This is a genomic window from Dokdonella soli (genome assembly GCF_039523175.1).
GTDB classification, from domain to species: domain Bacteria; phylum Pseudomonadota; class Gammaproteobacteria; order Xanthomonadales; family Rhodanobacteraceae; genus Dokdonella_A; species Dokdonella_A soli.
In genome coordinates this window covers 145,742-169,394 of sequence record NZ_BAAAEU010000006.1, presented here as the reverse complement: position 1 = coordinate 169,394, position 23,653 = coordinate 145,742, and the positions used below count along the sequence as shown (strand labels likewise).

The following is a 23,653-nucleotide window of genomic DNA, read 5'->3' as shown; positions in this document are numbered from 1 at the left end:
GCAGCGACAGGCCGTCGAGCAGGGCGCCGCGTGCAAGCAGCGATGCATACATTGTGAGGATACGTGGCAGCAATGGCATCGGGTGTCTCCTTCAATTGACCAGCGTCTCGATCGCGGGCGCAAGCCACGGCGGCGGCTGCGCGTGCTTGAACAGCCGGTACCAGGCTTCGGTGTCGCGTGCGTCGTAGAGGTTCAGCAGACGGATCACCTCGCGGGCGAACTCGATGCCGCCGATACCGCCGGCGGTGATCACGCGGTCATCCATGAGCGCGAGCGCCGACGCATCGCAACGGTGGGTGCCGGTGTACTCCGGTACATAGGTCTCGATGTAGCCGGCGTAGTTCGCGGTGTGCTCGCGCGCATCGAGCAGGCCTGCGCGCGCGAGCGCGAGCACGCCGCCGCACAGTGCTCCGATCGCGGTTCCCTGCGCGTGCAGGCGCTGCACGGTCCGGGTGATGGCCGCGTATTCGCCGCGCTCCCATGCTGTGCCGCCGGGCAGGATCAGCAACGCCGCACGCGCGTCGTCGATGTCATCCAGCGCGAGGTCCGGCAGCACGGTCAGGCCACCCATCGACTGCACGGGCCGGCGGTCGATCCCGACCGCGCGCACGCGATAGTCGCCCGGCCGGCGGATCTCGCACAGCGCGAGCGCGGCCTCCCAGTCGGCGAAGCCGTCGAAAACGAAGAAGTACACGATGTCTCGCACAACAACCTCCGTTGCTGCGCAGTCCGCGCGGTCAGGATGACCGGCGGCTCATGCGCATGATCCAGTTGGTTTCCCAGGTCCTGCCGCCATCCGTCGACAGGGCCTGCTGCCACTTCGCGCTGTCCGGCCGGATCTCCGACCAGATGAAGCGCGCCAGCACCAGCTTGCCGTCGTGCCGGTCGTCACCGATGAACGTGCCGACGCCGTTCTCGAAGCGACCCACCACCGGCGGCTCGAGCAAGCCTTCGCGATTGCTGGCCCAGTAGAGGCTCCATTCGCGCGTGGCCGGGTTGAACAGGCGCAGGGTCATGCCGACGAACTTTCCAGTGCTGTCGCTACGGTTCCAGTCGGTCACGAAGTCGTCGATGTTGCCGAGACCGCCGAGGATCGGGCGGCATTTCTGGGTTGCCTCGAAATGTTCCCAATCGGTGGAGCCGACCAGGCGTTCCTTCAAGCGCTCGTTCTGCACCCGCCAGCGGCCGTGGTAGAAATCGAAGTCGCGCCTGCCGTCGCTCGCGTTCATCGCGTCGTTGTCTCCCGTGAAAAAAGAAGATGTGGATCATCCCGCGCGCCGCCGCCCGCGCGTAGCGCGAGCAGCGCCGCCGCGTGTTCACGCCGGCGACCACAAGCCGACGCGGTTGCCCTCGCTGTCGCGGATCTGCGCGAAGAAGCCGATGCCGTCGGGCAGCTCCGTCCGTGGCACGAACACGTCACCGCCGTGTTGCGCGACACGCTCCAGCGCAGGGCGGATGTCGCTGAGGCTGAGGTAGATCGTGCTGCCGTGAAACGAGGGTTCGCAATGCGGCATGCGCACCAGCGCGCCGCGTGAGTTCGGCTTGTTGCCGCCGGGGAAGACGGCCATCGTGCCGCCGCCGAAATTCTCGCGCTCGAGCTCGACGTCGAGCACGGTCTCGTAGAAACGCTGGGCGCGGTCGAGGTCGCTGGTCGGGATCTCGAACCAGGCCGGGACATTAGGATTCAACATCGGAGTCTCCTCGCAGGACGTGCGCGAACCGCACGCCGCAGATCATGCGCGGGACCTGCTGCCAACCTGATGTCAGCAGGCTGGCGCGGTTCTGGCCGAGCCGCGACAATGCGCGGGTCTGTATATCGCGGAGAATGCTGCCGATGCCGTCCACGTCCCGGGTTTCACTGACGCGCTTCTTGATCGAGGAGCAGCGCGACAAGGGCCATATCAACGGCGACTTGCGCCTCCTGATCGAGGTCGTTGCGCGCGCGTGCAAGCGCATCTCGATCGCGGTCGGCAAGGGCGCGCTCGGCGGCGTGCTCGGCAGTGCCGGTACCGAGAACGTGCAGGGCGAGACGCAGAAGAAGCTCGACGTGGTCTCCAACGAGATCCTGCTCGAGGCGAACGAATGGGGCGGCCACCTCGCCGCGCTCGCGTCCGAGGAGATGGACGATCCGCATCCGATCCCGCACCGCTATCCGAAGGGCGAATACCTGCTCGTGTTCGATCCGCTCGACGGCTCCTCGAACATCGATGTGAACATCTCGGTCGGAACGATCTTCTCGGTGCTGCGCTGTCCGGACGGCGTCAGCGAGCCGGACGAGAAAGCGTTCCTGCAGCCGGGCACGCAGCAGGTCGCGGCCGGCTACGCGGTGTACGGATCGAGCACGGTGCTGGTGTTGACCCTCGGCGACGGCGTGCATACGTTCACGCTCGACCGCGAGCAGGGCAGCTTCATCCTGACCGGATCGAACCTGCAGATTCCCGCGGACACCGGCGAGTTCGCGATCAACATGTCGAACATCCGTCACTGGGAACCGCCGATGCGCCGCTACATCGACGAACTGCTGGCCGGCAAGACCGGCCCGCGCGGGCGCGACTTCAACATGCGCTGGGTCGCCTCGATGGTCGCCGACGTGCATCGCATCCTGACCCGCGGCGGCATCTTCATCTATCCGCGCGACCTCAAGGACCCGTCCAAGCCCGGCAAGCTGCGCCTGATGTACGAGGCGAACCCGATGGCGATGATCGTCGAGCAGGCTGGCGGCGCGGCGACCACCGGTCGCGAGCGCATCCTCGACATCCGGCCGGACAAGCTGCACCAGCGCGTGCCGGTGTTCCTCGGGTCGAGGAACGAGGTCAAACAGGTCACTGCGTATCACCGCGAGGCCGACACCGCCTGACACCGACTGCAGGGTCGGTGAAGGCGCGATGCCCCTTCCAAAGCATCGCGGCTGAAGCCGCTCCTACCGAGAAGCCCAATCGCATGGACAACGCCGATTTCATCGAGACCTACGACGGCGCGCTCGACGCACAAACCTGCCGCGACCTGATCGCGCGTTTCAACGCCAGTGGCCAGGCCGTACGCGGCGCGACCGGCGGCGGCGTCGACACGCGGCTGAAGGACAGCTGGGACATCTGCATCAGCGACCATCGCGAATGGCAGGAGGTCGAGAACCACTTCAACACCGCGATGCTGCGTGGCGTGATGGCCTATGTGCGCAAGTACGCGTACGCGGTGCTCGCGCCGATGACGCTGCGCATGCCGGATCCGAAGACCGGCGAGCTGGTGTTGCTTGATCCGGCCGCGGTTGCCGCGCTGCCGGACCACCTGCTGCAGGGGCTCGTCACCAAGTGCTTCCGTCCCGGCGCGATCAACCTGCAGAAATACCACGCCGACCAGGGCGGCTATCCGTACTGGCACTGCGAGCTGTACCCGAAGGCCGACAACGGCGAGACCCTGCATCGCGTGCTGCTGTGGTCGGTCTATCTCAACGACGGCTTCGCCGAGGGCGAGACCGAATTCCACTACCAGAACCGCAAGATCGTGCCGCGCACCGGTTCATTGTTGATCGCGCCGGCCGGTTTCACGCACACGCATCGCGGCAACATGCCGAAGGGCGGCGACAAGTACATCGCGACGTCGTGGGTGTTGTTCCAGCGCGCGGAGCGGCTGTATGCGAACGCGGCAACGTCATCGACGGCACGTTGATCGCGGATCAGTCCACGCATCTCACCGCAAGAACCGACGCGAGGGATCCTACGGCGGCAGCTTGCCGATCCACGGGCGCAACGGCTGATAAATCGGTGTCGCCGTCGCGTGCCGCAATTTGGCACTGAGCAAACGGCGCCGCTTCAGCCGTCGGATGGCCGCCTGGACCGTCGTCTTGGCCAGGCCGATATCGCTGGCTATCGTCTGGTGACTGACTTCGACCGTCGCGCGTCCCCGCGCCACGCTCTGCCGCCACAGATACAGGTACACGAGGAACGTCGAAGCCGAGCGATCGTGACCGATCAGGTCTGGCATCAGCACATCGACGATGTAGCGATCGAGCGGCAGATCGGCCATGGCGATGGAAACTATAGCAGCCATCCTCCTAACGGTCGCGGGCGATGTGCGATGGTTGGCACCCACCCAACTACCCGAGTCCCGCCATGATCACGCATCTCAAATTCGTCAGCGTACCGACTCGCAACCAGGACCTGGCGCTCGCGTTCTATACCGAAAAACTCGGCTTCCGCGTCGTCACCGACCAACCATTTACCGACCGACAGCGCTGGATCGAACTGCGCATCGGCAACACCGACACGCGCCTGGTACTGTTCACGCCCGATGGGCAGGAAGATCGCATCGGCTCGTTCTTCAACGGCTCGTTCGCCTGCGACGACACCGAGGCGACCTATCGCCAGCTCAAGCAACGCGGCGTCGAATTTGTCAGCGAGCCGAAGACTGAGCCGTGGGGCACCTACGCGATCTTCCGCGACCCTGACGGCAACCAGTTCGTCCTGGGCTCCAAATAACGAACTGAGCCCGTCCTATGGATAAGGTCCATGCATCGGGTGATCGCGTGCAGATCCGCTGTTGTTCCAGCGCGCCGAGCAGCTTTACGCCAGTCTCTCGAAGCAATGATCGGCACGGGAACCGTGCGGCACCGTCCACGTCGCGCCTGCGGAAGCTAGAGAATCTCTTCCATGCAATGGACGAACAGCTCGCGCTTGCGCGGCTTGAGCCGCCGAAAGGCTGACAGGAGCCGATCCTCGATACGATCCATCGTAGTCGGGAAAGCGTCGACGCCGTCTGCTTGGTGAATCTCGGATCTGAGCGGACCGCGTCCGGTAGCCAGCCATTCAAACGAGACTTCACCCGATAGAGCTATCTTGATCAGGTTTTCCACGGTTGGCGAAGTGCCTCCCGGAAGCTCCCATTGCGCCACCGCGCTGGGTCCGACACCGATCCTTTTCGCCAGTGCGGCCTGCGTCAGCCGGTTCAGCCTGCGCACGTGACGAATGCGGTCTGGCAATGTTGCGAGCGCTCGGGTATTCCACGATCGTGCGGGCGGCATGCGTTCTTCTCTCAGCATTTCTAAGTCGCTTGGCAACTCTGATGAAAATTACTCAGCCGCGCTGAATTCGCCATAGCTGTCAGGCGTTGATTCCGGCAGAACATCGGAATGCACAGCGATGCTGATGAAAATCCAGCCGCTCACCACTTTCAGAACGCGCGCACCGTGAAGACAATCGGCGCAAGCGTGCTACAGGGGAGGCAGGCAAAGACAAGTATGGGGAAAAATGTGTCGAGTGCTGCGAATAAACTGGGGTCGCAGCGTTATCCGACACGTTTTGTCAGAGATTTCCTGCAAAGGGTACAGGGGCGTGGGTAGAGCGATCTTCGGGGACGTCGATATCACCTGATTGGGTGTCGCGGGCAATCATTGCGATTGCGCGAGTCATCGCATCGTCCGCCGCGCGTTTCTTGCATTCATTGCGGCTCTCAAGCGGAAAGGTAGGCCGGCAGTCTGGGGACTGGCGGTCTGCCCACGGTCCGCGAATTCCTCATCGGTCGACACACGGCCGGCACTCTTGCCTTTCGATTCCGCCAGGCGCCTCGCGCCTCTGGATTTCCCTGTGCTTGGGACGTCACGAACGACGCGCTGATTCGTGATGGGCACGCGCGAGAGCGGCATCGAGGTGAAGAGTGCGACCGGCACCACGCTCCGCTACTACGAGCCTGCCTACAACACCTCCGCCTCGTGGCAGCGGTATCGCCCGCGGCTGCTTTCGCTGAAGGAATGCGACCGGCAGGGCGGTGCGTGCTATCCGCCCACGAACTTCACGTGGACCAGCGCTTCGCCCACTGTCGAGGAATTCACCGGCTCCATGGGATCGGGGCTCGGCTATTACCAATTCGGCGACTTCACCGGCGACAAGCGCGCGGACCTGTGGTGGACCAGCAATGCGGCAGCCGGCGGACGAAACAACCAGCTGCATATCAGCGGGCTTAGCGTCGATGCGCAGGGAAAGCCTGCGATGGTGGATGTCTATTCGATGGATACCTTGCTCCCCGACGGATTCTTGAATGGCGGCTTGTGGGAGGTCTTCGACATCGATGGCGACGGCCGGGACGATCTGCTCTTCGCCTGGGCCAATCGCGACGGTTCGCCGAGTGCGAATCCCAACCAGATCACATGGATACGAAGGCTCGCTACGAACGACTGTTCGGGCGGCCAAAGAATTTGTCTGGGTCCGGAGGAGGTGCTGTTTACGGTTCCGGTCAATTCATCGGCCGCGGCCGAGCTATCGAGAGAGCTGGTTGCGCAAATCGCCGGCGGAGCAGATGGCGGAGCGCCCGCAACTCCGGTGACGCCCAGTGATCTCCGTTATCTCGGCAGCAGCATGCTGGCCGACGTCGACGGTGATGGATTGTCTGACCTCGTATTCCGTGCGCCGGACGGTTTGTTCTGGGTGGCGCTGACACAACGCACGAACATTCCAGCGTCGCCGTTCGTACTCAATCCCATCCAAGCGGCTTTCCTGGACGAAGCAGGGAGCCCGGTTGGAAACCGCTGTGGATTCGCAACGGCGAGCCTGAGTCGCGAGGAAGAAAACTTCAGCCAGGCGGTGGATTTCGACGGTGATGGCAGGGCCGATCTGCGCTTCATGGTCGATGCGCGAGGATGTGCGGGCTATTCCGGTTTCCGCTTGGACGTTTTTCTTTCCAAAGGACAGCGCAGCTCGGACGGCAAATTCGTTTTCCAGGCCGCGCGCCCATTCGGTGATGTCGTCATCGGCGCGAACGATCCCGCAGGGGCTGCACGAAAACTGCGCACGGTCGACGTCAACGGGGACGGCCTCGCCGATCTCGTCTACATGGACAGCGGCAACGTATGGCGTTTCCGCATGGGCGGCCCGTTCAGCGTCTACACCGACAACTGCATCGCCGACTGCTCGCTGAAAGGCGGAGAGCACGCGCTTCAGCTGCTGGATTTCGACGGCGATGGCAAGCTCGATTTCTGGAGGCTCAACGGCAGCAAGTACGACGTCTACCTGTGGGCCGGCAGCGGATGGGCAGGGTTGCCCTCGTCTCCGGCGTTGCAGGGCCTGTACACCGGATATCACTTCCCGGACACGACATGGAGCCGCATGACCGCGGACTTCGATGGCGACGGCATCCCTGACAATTTCCTGGTCCGTCCGGCAGATGGCACCTGGCATCTGCAACGCACCACCCACCATCATCGCCCGCGTGGTGTCGTCACCGAGATCGTGAGCGGGCTCGGCGCGAAAACGACGATCACGTATGCGCCGCTGACGTTCTCGTCCGTCTACTTGCGCGACTACGATGCACCGTTCACGACTTCCGGACGCGGCTCGCCGGTCTTCGACGTGGCGGCCCCAAGCTATGTGGTTCGCTCGGTGAGCAGCAGCGCGCCGATACAGAACGATCCGACTGCGGCATCGACCGTGAGCTACCGCTACGCCGGTCTCAAGGTGCAGGCGGGCGGACGCGGCTCGCTGGGCTTCCGAAGGATTTCGACGACCGATTCCCAAAGCGGCATCGAAGTGGATTCCTACTACCAGCAGCGGTTCCCGTACACCGGGCTGGCGGATTTCACGGAAACGCGGAACATCGGTCTCGTCGCCAACGACGCCGACCCGTGCAACGGCGCAACCGGTCCGGACTCCGCCGCCTGCATGAAGTACGTGCCGAAGTGCAAGGCGGGTCGCGCCACGACCTGCGATGACGATCTTCCTGGCATCAACGACGCGTCCAGGACGATCAAGAGCAGCGCCGATCGATGGCAATGGCGCACGAGTGCGGGCACGGCGGCGCTGGAGCCGTACTGTGAGAACGGCGCAGTGACATCATCGGTCGGTGCGATGAAAGCGCCAGGCGCATCGGATCAGGGCGCGATATGCCTGAATAGTGGACATCCGCCGATCATGCCGGACGAATACGATCGACGCCTTCTTGCCTTGGCGCAGGCGCCGATCTTCATCGCCCGCATCGAAAGCCTGACCAGCAGCTACGACCTGGCATCGGGTGTCCCGGGTGGCGCGCTGATCTCGGAGTCCGTCGCGTTCCCGCTGGCGAGCTATGACGCATACGGCAATCCTCTTTCGAGCACCGCCTCGAAGTCGGGCGGCGGTACGACGGTCAGCCTCGACAGCACCTTCCAGTACGACAACGACGAACCGAACTGGCGACTCGGACGCCTCAGGACGTCGACTGTGAAGACGACGCGTGCCGTGGGCGGAAGCGTTCTCGCGAACGTGCGCCGCTCCAGCTTCACCTATGACGCAAAAGGACTGTTGGCATCGGAGAAAGTGGAAGGGATGGCCGGCCAGTATCCGAATGGCCTCAACGTGGATGCGTCGGCCCCGAGTGTCGCTGCGTATTACACCTACGACCCGTTCGGCAACCGGACGAAGACGTCGACCTGCAGCACGACGATTCCCGAATCGAGCTGTCGTGCCCAGAGCGCCTCGAGCGGCGGATATCCATTCCATCCAACCGACCCGACCGCGGTGATGCGATACACGAACACGGACTACGACAGCCTCGGACGCTTCGCCGACGCAACCCGCGAAGCGTATTCGGCAGGCGGCGGCACCGCACAGGAAAGGACGCGTTCCAGGGTGTATGCGCGCAATGCTGCCGGCGATCCTACCGAGATCACCGATGCCAATGGCGTCTCCTCGAAGATCCGTTATGGGGCATTGGGCCGCAAGCGCTTCATGTATTCGCCCAATGGTGGATCCACGCGCTGGGACGCGCGTTATTGCAGCGGCATGCCGGTGGCTGCCGGCATGCCGACGGTTGCCTGCCCCAGCGGAATGGGATTGGCATACCGATCCATGGCCACGACCGCCGGCTCTCCCGGCAGCATGGTCTATCACGACCTGCTCGGCCGGCCGACGGTGGCGTTGGTGCAAGGTTTCGAGCCAGGCAGCTGGATCGGAACGATCACCCAATACGACGCGCGCGGGAGCGTGAAGCGCAAGTCCGATCCGTACCGCGTGCTCTACGCGGGCGTCGGTGCCGCCACACCAGCGGCCGGCGTGACGATTACATGGACGGAAAGCACGTACGACGCGCTGAGCCGGCCAACCACGATCGTCCAGAGCGGAACAGGCGCGACGACGACGCTTGCCTACGATGGCCTGAAGACGGTGACGACATCGCCCGCGAATGGCTCGGGCCTGACGCAGACCCGGACCGAGTTGAAGAACGGCCTCGGCGAAGTCGTGAAGACGATCGACGTCAACGGGCTCGAGGTGTCTACCCAGTACGATGCGGCCGGCAACGTGATGGCGGTCGTCCACGGCGCATCGACGACCGTGATGACCTATGACAGCCTCGGCCGGAAGATCGGCATGTCCGATCCGGATGCGGGCACATGGACCTATGCAGTCAACGGTGCCGGCGAGGTAATCCGGCAAGTGAGTCCGCGCGGGACCTGCACGAAGAGTGAGTACGACGGACGCGGACGCGTGTGGCACCGTCGCGACCACAGCAATGCGGCTTGCAGCCAGCTCGAGAGCGAGGCGAGCTGGAGCTACGACACGGCGCTCTCGGGCATCGGCGCGCTGGCGGAAGAGGTCAATAGTCAGGTCAGGCGCACCCCGAGCTATGACAGCCTTGGCCGCGCGGTACGGGTGGACACCGTGCTGGACGGCAAGACCTATGTCGAGCAATGGTCGTTCGATCAGTTCGGCCGCCCTTTCCAGCATTTCTTTACCGCACCGGGCCTGCCGACCACCGGCGAGCGCCACGCATACGGAGCGGAGGGATACCTGTCGCAGGTGCGTTCGGCGTATCCGAAGGATGGCGCGTTCCTGGTGTACCGGGAGATCTTGGAGATGAACGCGCGCGGGCAGGTCACGAAGGAGCGCGGCGCCGCGGGTGCCGAGTACACGCAGGAGCGCGCCTATGACGACAACACGGGGCGTCTGACGCGCCAGCTGGCGCAGTCGGCGTCGGGCCTGCTGCAGGACTTCGGTTACAGCTACGACCTGGTCGGCAACCTGACGAGCCGGACGAACCGCCGCGAAGCGGTGGGTGTGACCGAAACGTTCACGTACGACGCGTTGCAACGGCTGCGCCAGGGGGTGGTGACGAGCGCAGGCCAGACGACGTTCGCGCGCACGCAAAGCTACGACGCTGAAGGCAACATCGCCTACAAGAGCGACGCGGGGTTGACGTACGTGTACGGCACGCGCCCGGCGGCTTGTGCAGAGAACGCGATGCCGGGCCCGCATGCGCTGAGTCTGATCAGCGGGGTGTCGCTGTGCTACGACGCAAACGGCAACGTGCTGAAGCAGACGAACAGTCTGGGCAGCCAGACCATCCAGTACACAGCGGCGGATCAGGCGAGCGACATCCGCGATACGGTGAACAACGCTCGGGTGGGCTTCAGCTATGGTCCGAACCGGGAACGGGTGCGTCGGCTGGACTACGCCAGTTCGGTGGCAGTCAGCGCCGACACCGTGGTGCACTGGGCAGGCGACGCGCAGATCCGATACACGGCGAGCGTTGTGAGCGGAGCGAATGGGCTGCTGGAAGTACGACGCACCATCGGCAACACGCTGGTGGTGCAGACCGGCAGCGGAGCCACCTACCGGCTCAAGCGCCAGATTCTGCTGACCGACGCACAGGGCAGCACGCACCAGGTGCTCGGCGCGATGACGCTGACGCCGGTGAACGCATCGAGCCCGACGAGCTTCGACAGCTGGGGACGGCGCCGCGACGGCACGACCTGGGCCGGGCCGACGTTGTGGACGGCCGGCCTGGAGAGCCTGCTGAGAGAAACGACTACGCGCGGGTACACGGGTCACGAGATGGCCGAGTCGGTGGGCGTGATCCACATGAACGGCCGGATCTACGACCCGCAACTCGCGCGGTTCCTGCAGGCGGACCCGTTCGTGCAGAGCCCGCAGGATCTGCAGAGCTGGAACCGCTACAGCTACGGATTCAACAATCCGCTCGCCTACACGGATCCGTCGGGCTACTTCTCGGCGGGAGATTTCCTGCGCACGGCAGCGGCGATTGCGATCACGGTGTATTCGGGAGGCACCGCGGCCGGCGCGACGTGGGGCTTGTTCGGCACGTCGGTTGTCGCCGGATCGGCGCAATCCTTCGCGATCATGGCGGTGGGCGGATTCGCGGCCGGGGCGGTGCAGACGGGGAGCCTAAGAGGCGCGGTAACAGGCGCCGTAACAGCAACCGTGTTCTACGGCGTCGGCAACGCATTCACGCCGACCAATGCGAGTTGGGCCTACAGCGGCAATCAGATGACGGTCGCCGGTCATGCGGTGAGGTCGCTGGCTCACGGCGCCGCAGGCGGCGTGATGACGGAGCTGCAAGGAGGGCGATTCGGACATGGGTTCATGAGCGCAGGGATCAGCGCAGCCCTGTCTCCGAGCATGGGCAGAAACGACAGCTTTGGCGTGACCGCCGCCAAGACCATACAGGCGGCAGCTGTTGGCGGCACGGCATCGGTGCTGGCGGGAGGGAAGTTCGCGAATGGGGCAGTGACTGCCGCGTTTGGGTTTGCGTTTGCGAGGATTGTGAGTGGCGTGGGAGGTCAAGGCTCAGGGCCCGGGGATGGTTCGCTCGAGGCTAAGCTCAGAGTGGGAGGGTCTCGCGGTCTTTCGGCTGGAGAAATTGCAATGGCTTCGGGCGTCTTTGGAAGTGACGTGAACTATGACGACGTCTTGGTCTATCGAAAGAAATTTCACGTCTTCCAGCCCAGAGAAATCGCTATGACTCCAAATGGGAATATGTATTTCCATCCGGAGGCCTATCTCGATGACTTTTCTTTGGCAAGCGTTGACAGCCGAGCCTGGTTCCTGCACGAGATGGTACACGTCTGGCAGCACCAACAAGGTATCAACGTCGCTTGGGGTGGAATATTTGATAGAAACTACGACTATGGCACTTTAGTCGCTGCGCCGCCGGGGAAACCATTCTCTAGTTTTGGTATAGAGCAGCAGGGCGATATCGTCAGGGACTATTACTATCTTGGCCAAGGGGTTCGAGTACAGGGAGCGGCTCCAATCTCTACCTATCAATCGATCTTGCCTTTTAGTCGAGGATGGTGAAGACAGCGTTATGAGACTAGTACTAATTCTGCTTTTGATTGTGGGTGCTTCTCAGGGCTGTTCGGCAACAATTTCCGCTCGCGATGGAGGGCGCGATAGTTCGATCGATAGGGAAGGCGCTGCGGCCCTAGCAAGAGGTGATTACGCACGAGCCGTTGAATTGGAAATGCCGATGGCGCGCGCTGGAGACCCAGAATATCAGTTCACAGTCGGATGGGTTTTGCTCCAATGGGTCGAGGATCCGCAGCCAAAGGCGCCGCCAAAGATTGCAGCGAAAGAAGCGCTTGGTTGGATCTACAAGGCGGCTCATGCTGGTGTTCCGCAAGCTATTAGTACGCTACGCGAGGGTTATGAGTGGGGGCGTTTCTCGTTGCCAAAGAACGTCGAGCTTACGACATGCTGGCGCAAAGTGGAGCGAGGCGAACAAAAGGCGGGAACTTGCTTTGCTGTAGAACCGGTCCCGTCAGGGTGACAAGTTTCAAAGCGCGCCTCGGGTCTCACGACCGCTCGATATCGGCAACGACGAAGGAAGAAAGGAACTTCCTCCGCCGCCGGGTGGTTGGTGTAGGACAGTTTGAATGCAGGAGAGATAGCAACGTAGCAACGGCCCGAAAACGGCATCACCTATCCCGGCGACAACCATTCCACAGGGGAAATCATGAAACACAGTTCAAGGCATTCCATCCAAAGTATCAGCATGGCCGTGGCGATGATGTTCGTGGCCGGCTGTGCGTCCTCGCCACCGGCAGCGAAGTTTTCCCAGCATGCGGACGCGAGCGCCGTGATACGGTCGGGAGATACGACGTCGGTGAACGTCATGCCGGCTTCGGGCATAACCATCGCCGACTACGAGATGACGCGCGTCATCGATCGCATCAAGACGCAGCGCTGAATTCGGCGGTAGCTGATCCCGCCCACTATCAGGTTGACGTGTCGATCACGCGCTACGAGAAAGGCAATGCCTTTGCGCGCGCGATGCTGGCGGGATTGGGCCAGATTCATATCGACGGCGACGTGCAGGTTTATGCGATGCCCGAGCACAATCGCACCATGGCGTTTTCTGTGCAGAAGACCTTCGCTTGGGGTGGCATCTACGGCGGCACCACCACTATCGAGGATATCGAACAGAGTTTCGCGGAAAGCATTGCCAATGCGCTGACGGCTCAGGGCGAAAAGGGAGGCGCGGGCGCGGCGGGAACCACGGCTTCCCGTAAGTGACGCGCTTACTGGAGCGGGCCGGCGAACCTCAGGGTGAGAGCACGCCGGCCGCGACTGGCGCATGATGCGAGCGGGAAAGGAGGCGGGCGCGATGAGCCGGATCCTGATCTACGGAGCGAACGGCTACACCGGCAGGTTGATTGCCGAGGAGGCCGTGCTGCGTGGCATCAAGCCGGTCCTTGCCGGGCGCAACCGCGATGCGCTCGACGCGCTTGCCGAGCAGCTCAAGCTGACGCGCCGCGTGTTCGAGTTGACCGATCCCGCCGAGGTCGCGCGCAATCTCGAAGGCGTCGAGCTGCTGCTGAACTGCGCGGGCCCGTTCTCGCAAACCGCCGCGCCGCTGCTCGAAGCCAGCTTGGACCTGCGCCTGCACTATCTCGACATCACCGGCGAGATCGATGTCTTCGCGCTTTGCCACCACAAGCATCCGCGCGCGAAACGCCAGGGCATCGTGGTGGCGCCCGGCGTCGGCTTCGATGTCGTACCGACTGATTGCGCCGCGGCGATGCTGAAGCGTCGGCTGCCTGACGCGAACAAGCTCGTGCTCGCGTTCGAAGCGGGCGGTGGCGCGAGTCCCGGCACGGCGCGGACCAGTATCGAAGGGTTGGCCAAGGGCGGCCGGGCACGCATCGGCGGAGAGCTCGTCGACGTGCCGCTGGCCTGGAAGACGCGCACGTTCGAGCGCGACGGCAGTCAGCGCAGCGCGATGACGATCCCGTGGGGCGACGTCTATACCGCATTCGTGTCGACCGGTATCCCCGATATCGAGACCTATATGGTGATGTCGCCACGCACGATCGCGCGCATGCGCTGGCTGCGCCACATGAAACCGCTGTTCGGCTTCGGACCGGTGCAGCGCTTCCTCAAGGAACGCGCTGCTGCATCATCGCCCGGGCCGGACGCTGGTCGGCGCGAACAGACGAATTGCCGCGTGTGGGGGGAGGTCAGCAATGCGGCGGGTGCCGAGGCGCGACTCGCGCTGACCACACCGAACGGCTATGCGTTGACCGTGCAATCCGCGCTCGGCATCGCGCAGCACGTGCTCGATGCGCGCCCGGCCGGCGGCTACTACACGCCCTCGCAGCTGATGGGTGCGGAATACGTGCTCGGGTTGCCCGGCGTCGACCTCGTCGAATGAGGGGCCCGGCTCGCGGTCGCCATGCAACCGGGGCGTCGTCGCAACCACGCTAGAATCCGGCGACCACCGCCCGGAACGACCCCATGCAGAAAGCGAAATCCGACATGTTGCCGCTGCCAGCGCTGATCTTCTCCTCGCGTTGGCTGCAGCTGCCGCTCTATCTCGGTTTGATCGTCGCCCAGGGCGTCTATGTCGTGCTGTTCCTCAAGGAGCTCTGGCATCTGATCCACGAGGCGCTGGCGCTGAGCGAGCAGGCGATCATGCTGCTCGTGCTCGGATTGATCGACGTGGTCATGATCTCGAACCTGCTGGTCATGGTCATCGTCGGCGGTTACGAAACCTTCGTCTCGCGGCTGCGCCTCGAGAACCATCCGGACCAGCCGGAGTGGTTGAGCCACGTGAACGCGTCCGTGCTCAAGGTCAAGCTCGCGATGGCGATCATCGGCATCAGCTCGATCCATCTTCTGAAGAGCTTCATCGAGGCCGGTGCACTCGGCGGCGGCCTGCCGTTCTGTTCGGCGGAACTGGTCGGCCAGATCGCTGACGAGCTCGTCGTCGGCGGTCCGAAGTCGTGCACGACGCTGACCACGACCGGCGTGATGTGGCAGACCATCATCCATTGCGTGTTCATCGTCTCCGCGATCGGTATCGCCTGGACCGACCGCCTGATGAGTGGCGGCAGCGGCGCGCGGCGCGAATACGCGATCGAGGAACATTGAGAGCACCCCGAAACGGCTCGTTGAGCATTTCGAGGCCGTGACGACAGCGTCCTGGCGCCTGTGCCGGCTACGGGACTCGTTCCGACGAAGGGCGTTTCGCCAAGGCCGGCCCTTGCATGACGGCGCGGCGCACATTCGCGGCCGGAGCCTGATCGTCGACGCGCAATGTTTCGCCCTCGCGGCCGAGGCCGAGCGCGGCATATAACGCGGTGAGTTCCGGAAAATCATGCCGCGCGCGGAATTCGCGGAAACGTTGGGTGAACACGGCGCTGCCGGCGAGCGCATCGAGTTTGGCGACGAATTCATCGGGCGCCCAGCGCCGGTAGCTCGGCAGGCAGCACGCATCGAATCGGCGCAACGCCTCGTCGACGCTCATGCGGTTCGCGCTGGCGCGACGCAATTCCGCATCGACCTGCAGCCAGTACGCGGTGCCGCTCCAGTACACGCGTTGGAAATCGTGGCGCTCGCCCATCTGCAAGGACGCCTGTTCCAGGTCGAGGTCCGGACGCGTGTCGCGGCGGCCACGTGCGAAGCCGTCGTCGAGCTGTGCCCAGGCCTGCTCCGGGGTCAGCAGGCCGGCGCGGGCGCGCAACACGTTCTGGTAGTACGTTGCGAGCCCTTCGGAGAGCCAGGCGCCGCGATCGCCGAGGTATGGGTGCAACAGGTGCGAAAGCTCATGCACGGCAACCCAGTCGCGGTCGAACGCATCATCGTTCTGTGTCGGATCGACGAACAGCGTCAGCGCGTTGCCCTGGCCTCGCGTCGATTGGCCGAACACGACCGCCTCGCGCTGCGTGACGTCCGGCTGCGGCCCGATGGGCACGACCAGCACCTGCACATCGGTCAGTGGCAGCCGGCCATAGGCGGATAGCGCATCGCGACTGATCCTTCGCAGCCAGGCGATCAGCCGTTCGCGCTGCGCTGCATCCGCGCCCTTGAAGATCGCGACATGCAGCGTGCCACCGGCAAGCGCGATGTCCTGTTCCCTGAAACGGCCGATCGCGATGCGCGCCATCCAGTCGTCCGGCGTGCGGGGAATCCGGTAATGCGACGCGCCGTCACTCGAAGGCAGCCGCTGCCACGGCACGGAGATGGAGAAGCCGGGCGGCAACTCGACGCGCAGGTCGGCTGCGTCGGCATCGCCGACCTGCAGCAGCCAACTCGAGGGATCGATGACCAGATCATCGCCACGCCGGGTCTGGTCGTGCCGTGATCTGTCGTCCGCGATGCGGCCGAGCGGGACGTGATAATGCAGGCATTCACCCGCCCGCCAGTCGTGCGCGTTCCAGGCGCGGTCTGTGCGCTGGAGCGGCGCGCCGCTGTCACGCGCCAGTCCGTCGAGATGGCGCGCGGCGTCGTCGCCCGCTTCGAGGTGCACGTCCGCCACCGCCTGCGCCAAGCACAGCGTGACCTGCATCGTTGCCGTGCCGGCCTCATATCGCAGCTGGTAATGCGGAGAGCCGGCTCCCTGCGCGGTGGCGGCCAGCATGAATGCGGCGAATAGGGCAAGCGGGCGCAAAGGCATGATGCCGCATCATGCTCCATCGCGATGTGTTTCCGTAGCGCGTTGCTGTGGGCCGTTACAATTGCGCGATGGACGTTTCTCATCTGCTCGACGGACTCAATCCTTCCCAACAAGAGGCCGTGACCGCGCCCGCGGGGCACTACCTCGTGCTCGCCGGCGCCGGTTCCGGCAAGACGCGCGTGTTGACCCATCGCATCGGCTGGCTGCTCGAGGTCGAGCGCGTGTCGCCGTGGTCGGTGCTTGCGGTCACCTTCACGAACAAGGCCGCCGGCGAGATGCGCGGGCGCACCGAAAGTCTGATCGAGGGCGGCGCGCGCGGGCTCACGATCGGCACGTTCCATGGCATTGCGCACCGCCTGCTGCGCCGGCACTGGCGCGAGGCGAAGTTGCCGGAGACGTTCCAGATCCTCGACGCGGACGACCAGCAGCGCCTGGTCAAGCGCACGATCCAGGGGCTCGGGCTGGACGAAGCACGGTTTCCGCCGCGCCAGGCGACCTGGTTCATCAACAGTGCGAAGGACGAGGGCAAGCGCGCGGACGCGCTTGATCCGGGATTCAATCCAGTCAATCGCGTATTGATCGACGTGTATCGCGCCTACGAGGCGGCGTGCCAGCGCGCAGGACTCGTCGATTTCGCGGAACTGCTGCTGCGCGCACACGAACTCTGGCTGCACGACGATGCGTTGCTTGCGCACTACCGCGAGCGATTCCGGCATCTGCTGATCGACGAGTTCCAGGACACCAACACGCTGCAGTACGCGTGGATCCGCGTGCTCGCGGGTTCGACCGGGCATGTGTTCGTGGTCGGTGACGACGACCAGGCGATCTACGGCTGGCGTGGCGCGCGCGTCGAGAACGTGCAGCACTTCCTGCGCGACTTCCCGAGCGCGAAGACCATCCGTCTCGAACAGAACTACCGCTCGACCGGCAACATCCTCGCCGCCGCGAACGCGGTGATCGCGCACAACCCGGACCGGCTCGGCAAGCAGCTGTGGACCGCGGGCGATGCCGGCGATGCGATCGAGCTGTACGCCGCGTACAACGAGCAGGACGAGGCGCGCTACGTGATCGAGCGCATCCGCGAGCGCCTGCGCGCGGGCGCGAAGCCCTCCGACAACGCGATCCTGTACCGCTCGAACGCGCAGTCGCGCAACTTCGAGGAGCAGCTGATCCAGCACGACATCGCGTACCGCGTGTATGGCGGCCTGCGCTACTTCGATCGCGCCGAGATCAAGGACGCGCTGGCCTATCTGCGCCTCGCTGCAAATCGGCACGACGACGCCGCATTCGAGCGTGCGGTCAACACGCCGCCGCGCGGCATCGGCGATCGCACCTTGGATCTGCTGCGTCAGCGTGCTCGACACGACAGTGCCTCGCTGTGGGAAGCCGCGCTCGGCGAGCTCGGCTCGATGACGCTGGCAGCGCGCGCGAAGAATGCGCTGCGCGGGTTTCTGGAATTGATCGAGGGACTGGCGCGGGATTGCCTCGCGCCCGGGGCCTCGCTTGAACCCTCTCCCCCAAGCTTGCTTGGGGGAGAGGGCAGGGTGAGGGGGCGGGGCGACACGAATTTGCAGCGTCCCGATGTCCCGGAAACCCGCCCCCTCACCCCAACCCTCTCCCCCGATGGTGAAGCTATCGGGGGAGAGGGGGCTGGCGGCGATGAGCCGCTCGCACTGTCCGAGCAGATCGAACACGCGCTGGCACGTTCCGAGTTGCGCGACTTCTACGAGAAGGACAGTCGTGGCAGCGCCGAGTCGCGCGTCGAGAACCTCGACGAACTCGTGAACGTCGCGAGCCGCTTCCGGCGCACACCGGAGGATCTCGAGGCGGGACTTTCAGAACTCGCCGCGTTCCTCGCCCACGCAGCGCTCGAAGCCGGCGAAGGGCAGGGCGAGGCGTGGCAGGACTGCGTGCAGTTGATGACCTTGCACTCGGCGAAGGGACTCGAGTTTCCGTTCGTTTTCCTGGTCGGCATGGAGGACGGTCTGTTCCCGAGCCAGAAGTCGACCGAGGAACCCGGCCGCCTCGAGGAGGAACGCCGCCTCGCCTACGTCGGTATCACGCGCGCGCGCGAACGGCTGGTGCTGACCTATGCCGAATCCCGGCGCCTGCACGGCGTCGAATCGTATGCGCGGCCGTCGCGTTTCCTGGGCGAGATTCCCGGCGAGCTGCTGCAGGAAGTGCGTCCGCGAGTGCAGGTCAGTCGACCCGCATTCGCCGGTCGCAGTAGCGGCCCCGCGTTGCAGGAAGCCAGTACGCCCTTCAAGCTCGGCCAGCGCGTGCAGCACGCGAGCTTCGGCGAGGGCGTCGTGCTGAGCTATGAAGGCGCCGGCGCGCACACCCTGGTCGAGATCAATTTCGCCGGCGCCGGTCGCAAGCGGCTGGTGCTCGCGTATGCGAATCTCGCAGCGTTGTAGCAGCGCGCATTCCCGCGAGCGGCGCCGCCGCTCGCGGGAAGCTTCGGGTTACTGCTTGGTGTACTCGATCTGCATCGTCTTCGCTTCCTTGCCCTTGTGCGTCTCGTACCACTCGAACGTGTAATGGGTCGGATCGACGATGTGTATGACTTCGCGCACCGCCACCTTGGTCTTCGGCTGCATCGGGTCGTCCATTTCGCCGCGGAACGCGTACGTGTTCGTTGCCTTGTCATGGTGGCCGTAGGCGAGCCAGAACCCGGTCGACATGCTGTCGATCCAAGTATTGAAGTAGCGCTCGCCGAGATTGTCGAAGCCGAGCACGCCGCGCCCGCTGAACGGCTGGCCCATCATCGAGCCGTCGTACTTGCTCTCGACATAGCGGCCGCCGAAGACCGCTTCGCAGTGCACCTTGCCTTCGCTGGATTGCGGGGGTGCCTTCGGATCCATCCACATCGTGGTCTTCGTGTTCCAGTCGCCGACGAAGTAGTCGAGCTGCTTGTGCTCGGGCCGCACCGCACCCATGCGCTCGAACGCGGCCATCATGGCCTGCTGCTCCTTGCTCGGCGCGGGCGCCGCCTTGTCCTGTGCAAAAGCGCTGCCGCCGAACACGGCCAGCGCGAACACGATCGCGATCTGCAATGTCTTCATGGCTTGACTCCCGTCGGTGCCGGATGGCGGCGTGGAGGATAGTCCCGGCCCGATGACCGGAAAAGGACGACCGCCGCATCGCGCCAGCCGCAAGCGGCTGGCGCCTGGAGGCTCTCAGCTGCGCTTGCCGCGCGCGCGGAATTCGGCGAGCTGGCTGTCGACGTTGTCGAGCATCGGCTCGATCGCCTCGCGCGCCTTCTCCGCGGCATTCAGGCTGGTGAAGTTGACCTGCTCGGCGCCGCTGCGCCACAACACGCTGCCGTCGGAGACGCGATAGGCGCGGATGCCGAGCTGCACCGTGTACAGCGTCGAACTCTGGCCGTAGTAGTCCAGTTGCTGGGTGCCGACCTGGCGCGCGTGCACGAACACGACCGCATCGGCCCGGCCGGCGAGCGCGCGCAGGTTCGGCTGGTCGCCGTGCGTATGACCGCCTTCGATCACGCGGAAGCCGCGGCTTTGCAGCCGGCTGACCAGCGCGTCTTCGGCCGGCGCCGAGATCACGTCGTCACCGGCCGAAACGACCGCGATGGTCGGCACGCGCGGCTTCGGCGGCGCGGCCGGCAATTCGGCAGGCGTGACCTTCGCGACGCGCGGCGCCGGCTGCGTGGCGTTCTCCGCAGCCTGTGCCGCGGGCAACTCGTGCAGTGCCTGCATGCCGGCTTGCGAGGCGCGCGCGGCGGGCGCATCCACTGCCGCATCAGCGGCCGGCGTGACCCGTGCGCCACTGTTGTCGACCGTTACCGAGCTTCCGTCCGCGCGGTGCACGCTGGCGCTGCCGTCGGCATTGACCGCTACGCGTGTGCCGTCGCTGTCCTGCACGGCTACGTTGCCATTGGCATCGGTTGCGACCGACGGCGTTTGCGCGATGCTCGCCTTGATCGTTTCCGCTGTGGTTATGCCGTTCGCAGATGCGGGCGTTACGGGCGTTGCCGGTGACGTGATCGACGCGCGGATCGAATCGCTCGCCGACGACGTGCCCGTGGCGACCGGCAGAGCGGTTGTCGCGACATTCGTCGCCGCCGGCGAGCCGAACAGGCCGGCGAGTGCCGGCACGCGATCGCGGAACGCCCAGGCTCCGCCGGCGACACTGAGCAACACGATCGCCGCGATCGCCCACGGCAGGGCCGAGCGGCGCGGTTGCGCGGTGACCGCGGTTGGGCGGTCGAGCACGGACTGGTGCGCCGGTGCGGTCACGCTGCCGGCAAACGGCGGCGGCAGCGGCTGGCCGCTCGGCGTGATACGCGTGTTCGCCTGTGCGGCCGCGGTGCGCAGCGGTGTCGGCGGTGTGCTCGGCAGCGCGGTCTGGCCGGACACCGGCGTCTTCTGGCCGATCAGGGTCGCCGCCGCGGGCGAGATCTTCGTCTGCACCGTGATCGGGCCGCCCTTCGCGACCAGCGGATGCGTGTTGAGGTCGGCCACCAGTTCGTGGCAGTTCTGGTAACGCTCGGCGGGTTCCTTCGCGATCATCTTCGCGAGGATCTGCGCGATCTGCGGATCGACGTCGGTGTTCAACTGGCGCACGTCCGGGATGTCCGCCTTGACCACCTCGAGCATCAGGCCGAGCGGCGATTCGTCGTTGAACGGCATGCGACCGGTCAGCATCTCGAACAACACGATGCCGAGCGAGAAGATGTCCGAGCGCTGGTCGACCGGCTTGCCGAGGCAGACCTCGGGCGAGAGATAGCCCGGCGTGCCGACGAACTCGCCGGTCGTCGTCAGCTTCTTCGAGATGTCCTGGTTGGACAATGCGATGCCGAAGTCGGCGATCTTCACCGAGCCGCGGCTGCTGATCATCAGGTTGCCGGGCTTGATGTCGCGATGCACGACGCCGCGATCGTGTGCGGTCGACAGGCCGAGTGCGGTCTGCTGGATCACCTTGGCGGATTGCTCGACGGTGAGCCGGTGGTCGCGCTTCAGCATCGAGCCGAGCGACTCGCCCTCGACGAATTCCATCACGAAGTAGGTTTGCCCTTCGTCCTCGCCGATGAAATAGATCTGGATGATGTGCGGATCGTTGAGCGCCGCCATGCTGCGCGCCTCGCGCAGGAAGCGCTCCTTGATGCCCTCGTCGTGCGCCAGCGAATCGGCGAGCACCTTGATCGCGACGTAGCGATTCAGCGAAGCCTCGTAGCCTTTGTAGACCACGCCCATGCCGCCGCGGCCGAGTTCGGCGACGATGTCGTAATGGCCCAAGCGCGTCCTCATGACACTCCCCTCGGGGCTGGATGCCCGTCGACGGTGGCGATCCTAGCACCGGCGCCCCGGGGTGACTCCCGGACCGCCTTGGCGGTCGCGCCCGGACGCGGTGCACGCCCGGCCTGTGACGCAGTCGACAGGCCGTGGCGCCGGATCGCGATTGAGGCCTGTCATGCAGGCCGCCTAGACTCGCGCCCCTGACCCGTGCGGTCCGGCGTCATCCGTCGGGCCGCGAGGCGGGTTCTTCGTTTCATCTCCGGAGGCTGGATGAGTCCCAATCGCCCGATCCGCATGGGCATCGTCGCGCTGCTGGTCGTGCTGTGGCTCGCCGGCACCTTGCGCGCGTTCACGCTGTGGGTACACGACCCGCTCTACGCGTATGCGAACAGCTACGACCAGACGCGCTACACGAACTGCTTCCACTTCTATCCGGACCGCCCGGCCGAGGTTCCGCCGCAGCGGAACAGCCCGCAGGCGCCGTTCGCGAAGTACCGCTTCATCGCGAGCGGGGATCCGATGTGCTACTGGTCGAGCGAACTCGCGTTCACCGGCGCGACTGCAGCGATCTGGAAAATCGGCGAGGCGCTCGGCGCCGGCGAAGTCCACGATGTGCGCTGGATCGGTGCGCTGCGCTGGCTGGCGCTGCTCGCGCTGTCGGTTGCGCTGTCGCTGGCCTGGCTGCGTCGCGGCGACACGCGCGCGGCGCTAGCGAACGCGGCGCTGCTGCCGCTGCTGTTCGCCGATCCGGGCAACACGCTCTACCTCGATACGTTCTATGCGGAAGGAACTGCGCTGCTCACGGCCTACGCGTTGTTCGCGCTGGCCCTGCTTTGGCGCGACGAAGTGCGCAGCCGCCGTCGTTTCGCGCTGCTCGCGCTGGTCGCGTTCCTGCTCGCGACGAGCAAGATCCAGCATCTGCTGCTGCCGCTCGGGCTCGCGTTCGTCGTGATCGTGCTCGATCGCGTGCGCCTCGGCCGGATCAGCTGGCGCGCGGCGGCACTTGGTGTAGGCGCATTCGCCGGCTTCTGGCTGCAGTTCGTGCAGCTGCACCGTGACGGCGCGATGATGGACGCGATCGACCAGTACAACCGCGCCGACGTCGTGTTCACCGCGCTGGTGCCGTTCGCGGACGACCCGCGCGCGTTGCTGACCGAGCTGGGCATCGATCCGGAGTGCGCGATCTACAGCGAGCACCACGCCTGGGAATTCCCGGACCTGCCCGAGCGCGTCTGCACGGGCCTGGTCAACTTCAATCGTGGTCTGGAGTTGCGCACGTTGCTGCGCCATCCGGATATCGCGCTGCGCCTGGCCGGGCACGGCGTGCTCGGCCTCGATCCATGGATCGCGAAGAACCTCGGTCAGGTCGAGGGCGGCGAATTCGCGACGATGCCCTCGTCGGTGCCGAGTCTTGGTCGGTTGCTGCATGCGAATCCGCTCGTGCAGCTCGCGATCCTCGTGCTGCCGCTGCTCGCGATGCTCGCGTTGCTGCTGCGGCCCGGCCTTCGCGCCGGCAGCCGCGCACTCGACTACGCCGCGCTCACTGTGGCGACGATGCTCGCCACGTTCGTGATCACGGTGCTCGGCGACGGGCTCGCCGATGCTGCGAAACAGGGACACCTCGTCGTCAATGCGGCGTTGGCGTGGTTGGTCGTTGCGGTCGTGGGCGGCATAGGAAGCGCGAGTCGCGAGCGGTAAGCAGCGCCAAAGTCGAACGTCGATCAAGCCAAGGGGCGCAA

General features: G+C 65.0%; 17 protein-coding genes and 2 pseudogenes. 11 read left to right on the top strand and 8 right to left on the bottom strand.

Going from position 1 to position 23,653, the window contains the following annotated elements:
- Nucleotides 1-91 precede the first annotated feature (91 nt).
- From ABD002_RS06460 to ABD002_RS06450, 3 genes are all read right to left on the bottom strand, one after another.
- Entirely contained in the window at nt 92-706 is a 615-nt protein-coding gene (locus tag ABD002_RS06460; protein ID WP_343788353.1) for a DJ-1/PfpI family protein, read from the bottom strand.
- Nucleotides 707-737: 31 nt separating this feature from the next.
- Nucleotides 738-1,229 carry a hypothetical protein gene (locus tag ABD002_RS06455; RefSeq protein ID WP_343788351.1) on the bottom strand — a complete coding sequence of 164 codons (492 nt, stop codon included), beginning with the start codon at nt 1,227-1,229 and terminating at the stop codon, nt 738-740.
- 87 nt (nt 1,230-1,316) lie between these two features.
- Nucleotides 1,317-1,691: a VOC family protein gene (locus ABD002_RS06450; protein WP_343788349.1), complete on the bottom strand. Its 375-nt coding sequence runs from the start codon at nt 1,689-1,691 to the stop codon at nt 1,317-1,319.
- Nucleotides 1,692-1,834: 143 nt separating this feature from the next.
- Between ABD002_RS06450 and ABD002_RS06445 the strand changes: the two genes are divergently transcribed.
- A complete protein-coding gene (locus tag ABD002_RS06445) occupies nt 1,835-2,857 on the top strand; it encodes a class 1 fructose-bisphosphatase (protein ID WP_343788347.1) in 1,023 nt (340 codons plus the stop codon).
- Between the two features lie 83 nt (nt 2,858-2,940).
- On the top strand, nt 2,941-3,666 hold the full coding sequence (locus ABD002_RS06440) for a 2OG-Fe(II) oxygenase (protein ID WP_343788345.1): 726 nt from the start codon (nt 2,941-2,943) through the stop codon (nt 3,664-3,666).
- 48 nt (nt 3,667-3,714) lie between these two features.
- Here ABD002_RS06440 and ABD002_RS06435 read toward each other — a convergent pair whose 3' ends face one another.
- The gene (locus tag ABD002_RS06435) at nt 3,715-4,023 is read right to left on the bottom strand and encodes a helix-turn-helix domain-containing protein (RefSeq protein WP_343788343.1); all 309 of its coding nucleotides are present in this window, start codon (nt 4,021-4,023) and stop codon (nt 3,715-3,717) included.
- Between the two features lie 86 nt (nt 4,024-4,109).
- Between ABD002_RS06435 and ABD002_RS06430 the strand changes: the two genes are divergently transcribed.
- Complete coding sequence (locus ABD002_RS06430) at nt 4,110-4,475, top strand: VOC family protein (RefSeq protein ID WP_343788341.1); 366 nt, start codon at nt 4,110-4,112, stop codon at nt 4,473-4,475.
- Nucleotides 4,476-4,630: 155 nt separating this feature from the next.
- On the opposite strand, the gene ABD002_RS06425 is transcribed toward ABD002_RS06430, so the two are convergent.
- The gene (locus ABD002_RS06425; RefSeq protein WP_343788339.1) at nt 4,631-5,035 is read right to left on the bottom strand and encodes a helix-turn-helix domain-containing protein; all 405 of its coding nucleotides are present in this window, start codon (nt 5,033-5,035) and stop codon (nt 4,631-4,633) included.
- A 580-nt stretch (nt 5,036-5,615) separates the two neighbouring features.
- Between ABD002_RS06425 and ABD002_RS06420 the strand changes: the two genes are divergently transcribed.
- The 5 genes from ABD002_RS06420 (at nt 5,616) to ABD002_RS06400 (ending at nt 15,131) form a co-directional block, all read left to right on the top strand.
- The gene (locus ABD002_RS06420; protein WP_343788337.1) at nt 5,616-12,056 is read left to right on the top strand and encodes a toxin TcdB middle/N-terminal domain-containing protein; all 6,441 of its coding nucleotides are present in this window, start codon (nt 5,616-5,618) and stop codon (nt 12,054-12,056) included.
- Nucleotides 12,057-12,753: 697 nt separating this feature from the next.
- Nucleotides 12,754-12,948: a hypothetical protein gene (locus tag ABD002_RS06415; RefSeq protein ID WP_343789419.1), complete on the top strand. Its 195-nt coding sequence runs from the start codon at nt 12,754-12,756 to the stop codon at nt 12,946-12,948.
- The gene (locus ABD002_RS06410; protein ID WP_343789375.1) at nt 12,945-13,274 is read left to right on the top strand and encodes a DUF4410 domain-containing protein; all 330 of its coding nucleotides are present in this window, start codon (nt 12,945-12,947) and stop codon (nt 13,272-13,274) included. Before ABD002_RS06415 ends, ABD002_RS06410 begins: the two co-directional genes overlap by 4 nt.
- Nucleotides 13,275-13,365: 91 nt before the next feature.
- Nucleotides 13,366-14,412: a saccharopine dehydrogenase family protein gene (locus ABD002_RS06405; RefSeq protein ID WP_343788335.1), complete on the top strand. Its 1,047-nt coding sequence runs from the start codon at nt 13,366-13,368 to the stop codon at nt 14,410-14,412.
- Between the two features lie 83 nt (nt 14,413-14,495).
- Nucleotides 14,496-15,131 carry a TIGR00645 family protein gene (locus ABD002_RS06400; protein WP_343788333.1) on the top strand — a complete coding sequence of 212 codons (636 nt, stop codon included), beginning with the start codon at nt 14,496-14,498 and terminating at the stop codon, nt 15,129-15,131.
- A 67-nt stretch (nt 15,132-15,198) separates the two neighbouring features.
- On the opposite strand, the gene ABD002_RS06395 is transcribed toward ABD002_RS06400, so the two are convergent.
- Nucleotides 15,199-16,656, bottom strand: a complete 1,458-nt coding sequence (locus ABD002_RS06395; protein WP_343788331.1) for a M61 family metallopeptidase — start codon at nt 16,654-16,656, stop codon at nt 15,199-15,201.
- A 68-nt stretch (nt 16,657-16,724) separates the two neighbouring features.
- Between ABD002_RS06395 and ABD002_RS19785 the strand changes: the two are divergent.
- Nucleotides 16,725-18,128 (top strand): annotated as a pseudogene (locus tag ABD002_RS19785) (UvrD-helicase domain-containing protein); the annotation flags it as partial.
- A 156-nt stretch (nt 18,129-18,284) separates the two neighbouring features.
- Nucleotides 18,285-19,073 (top strand): annotated as a pseudogene (locus ABD002_RS19780) (3'-5' exonuclease); the annotation flags it as partial.
- Nucleotides 19,074-19,121: 48 nt separating this feature from the next.
- On the opposite strand, the gene ABD002_RS06385 reads toward ABD002_RS19780, so the two are convergent.
- Together ABD002_RS06385 and ABD002_RS06380 are read right to left on the bottom strand one after the other, a co-directional pair.
- Nucleotides 19,122-19,721, bottom strand: coding sequence for a DUF1579 domain-containing protein (locus ABD002_RS06385; RefSeq protein WP_343788327.1), 600 nt, complete (start codon nt 19,719-19,721; stop codon nt 19,122-19,124).
- A 114-nt stretch (nt 19,722-19,835) separates the two neighbouring features.
- Nucleotides 19,836-21,926: a serine/threonine-protein kinase gene (locus tag ABD002_RS06380; protein ID WP_343788325.1), complete on the bottom strand. Its 2,091-nt coding sequence runs from the start codon at nt 21,924-21,926 to the stop codon at nt 19,836-19,838.
- A 258-nt stretch (nt 21,927-22,184) separates the two neighbouring features.
- On the opposite strand from ABD002_RS06380, the gene wsfD reads away from it, so the two are divergent.
- A complete protein-coding gene (wsfD, locus tag ABD002_RS06375; protein WP_343788323.1) occupies nt 22,185-23,612 on the top strand; it encodes a glycan biosynthesis hexose transferase WsfD in 1,428 nt (475 codons plus the stop codon).
- The last annotated feature ends 41 nt before the right edge of the window (nt 23,613-23,653 follow it).

Coding starts and splice junctions, on each gene's coding strand:
- ABD002_RS06455 (WP_343788351.1), bottom strand. CDS start 1,229: ATGAACGCGAGCGACGGCAGGCGCGACTTCGATTTCTACCACGGCCGC.
- ABD002_RS06450 (WP_343788349.1), bottom strand. CDS start 1,691: ATGTTGAATCCTAATGTCCCGGCCTGGTTCGAGATCCCGACCAGCGAC.
- ABD002_RS06445 (WP_343788347.1), top strand. CDS start 1,835: ATGCCGTCCACGTCCCGGGTTTCACTGACGCGCTTCTTGATCGAGGAG.
- ABD002_RS06440 (WP_343788345.1), top strand. CDS start 2,941: ATGGACAACGCCGATTTCATCGAGACCTACGACGGCGCGCTCGACGCA.
- ABD002_RS06435 (WP_343788343.1), bottom strand. CDS start 4,023: ATGGCCGATCTGCCGCTCGATCGCTACATCGTCGATGTGCTGATGCCA.
- ABD002_RS06430 (WP_343788341.1), top strand. CDS start 4,110: ATGATCACGCATCTCAAATTCGTCAGCGTACCGACTCGCAACCAGGAC.
- ABD002_RS06425 (WP_343788339.1), bottom strand. CDS start 5,035: ATGCTGAGAGAAGAACGCATGCCGCCCGCACGATCGTGGAATACCCGA.
- ABD002_RS06420 (WP_343788337.1), top strand. CDS start 5,616: ATGGGCACGCGCGAGAGCGGCATCGAGGTGAAGAGTGCGACCGGCACC.
- ABD002_RS06415 (WP_343789419.1), top strand. CDS start 12,754: ATGGCCGTGGCGATGATGTTCGTGGCCGGCTGTGCGTCCTCGCCACCG.
- ABD002_RS06405 (WP_343788335.1), top strand. CDS start 13,366: ATGAGCCGGATCCTGATCTACGGAGCGAACGGCTACACCGGCAGGTTG.
- ABD002_RS06400 (WP_343788333.1), top strand. CDS start 14,496: ATGCAGAAAGCGAAATCCGACATGTTGCCGCTGCCAGCGCTGATCTTC.
- ABD002_RS06395 (WP_343788331.1), bottom strand. CDS start 16,656: ATGCCTTTGCGCCCGCTTGCCCTATTCGCCGCATTCATGCTGGCCGCC.
- ABD002_RS06385 (WP_343788327.1), bottom strand. CDS start 19,721: ATGAAGACATTGCAGATCGCGATCGTGTTCGCGCTGGCCGTGTTCGGC.
- ABD002_RS06380 (WP_343788325.1), bottom strand. CDS start 21,926: ATGAGGACGCGCTTGGGCCATTACGACATCGTCGCCGAACTCGGCCGC.
- wsfD (WP_343788323.1), top strand. CDS start 22,185: ATGAGTCCCAATCGCCCGATCCGCATGGGCATCGTCGCGCTGCTGGTC.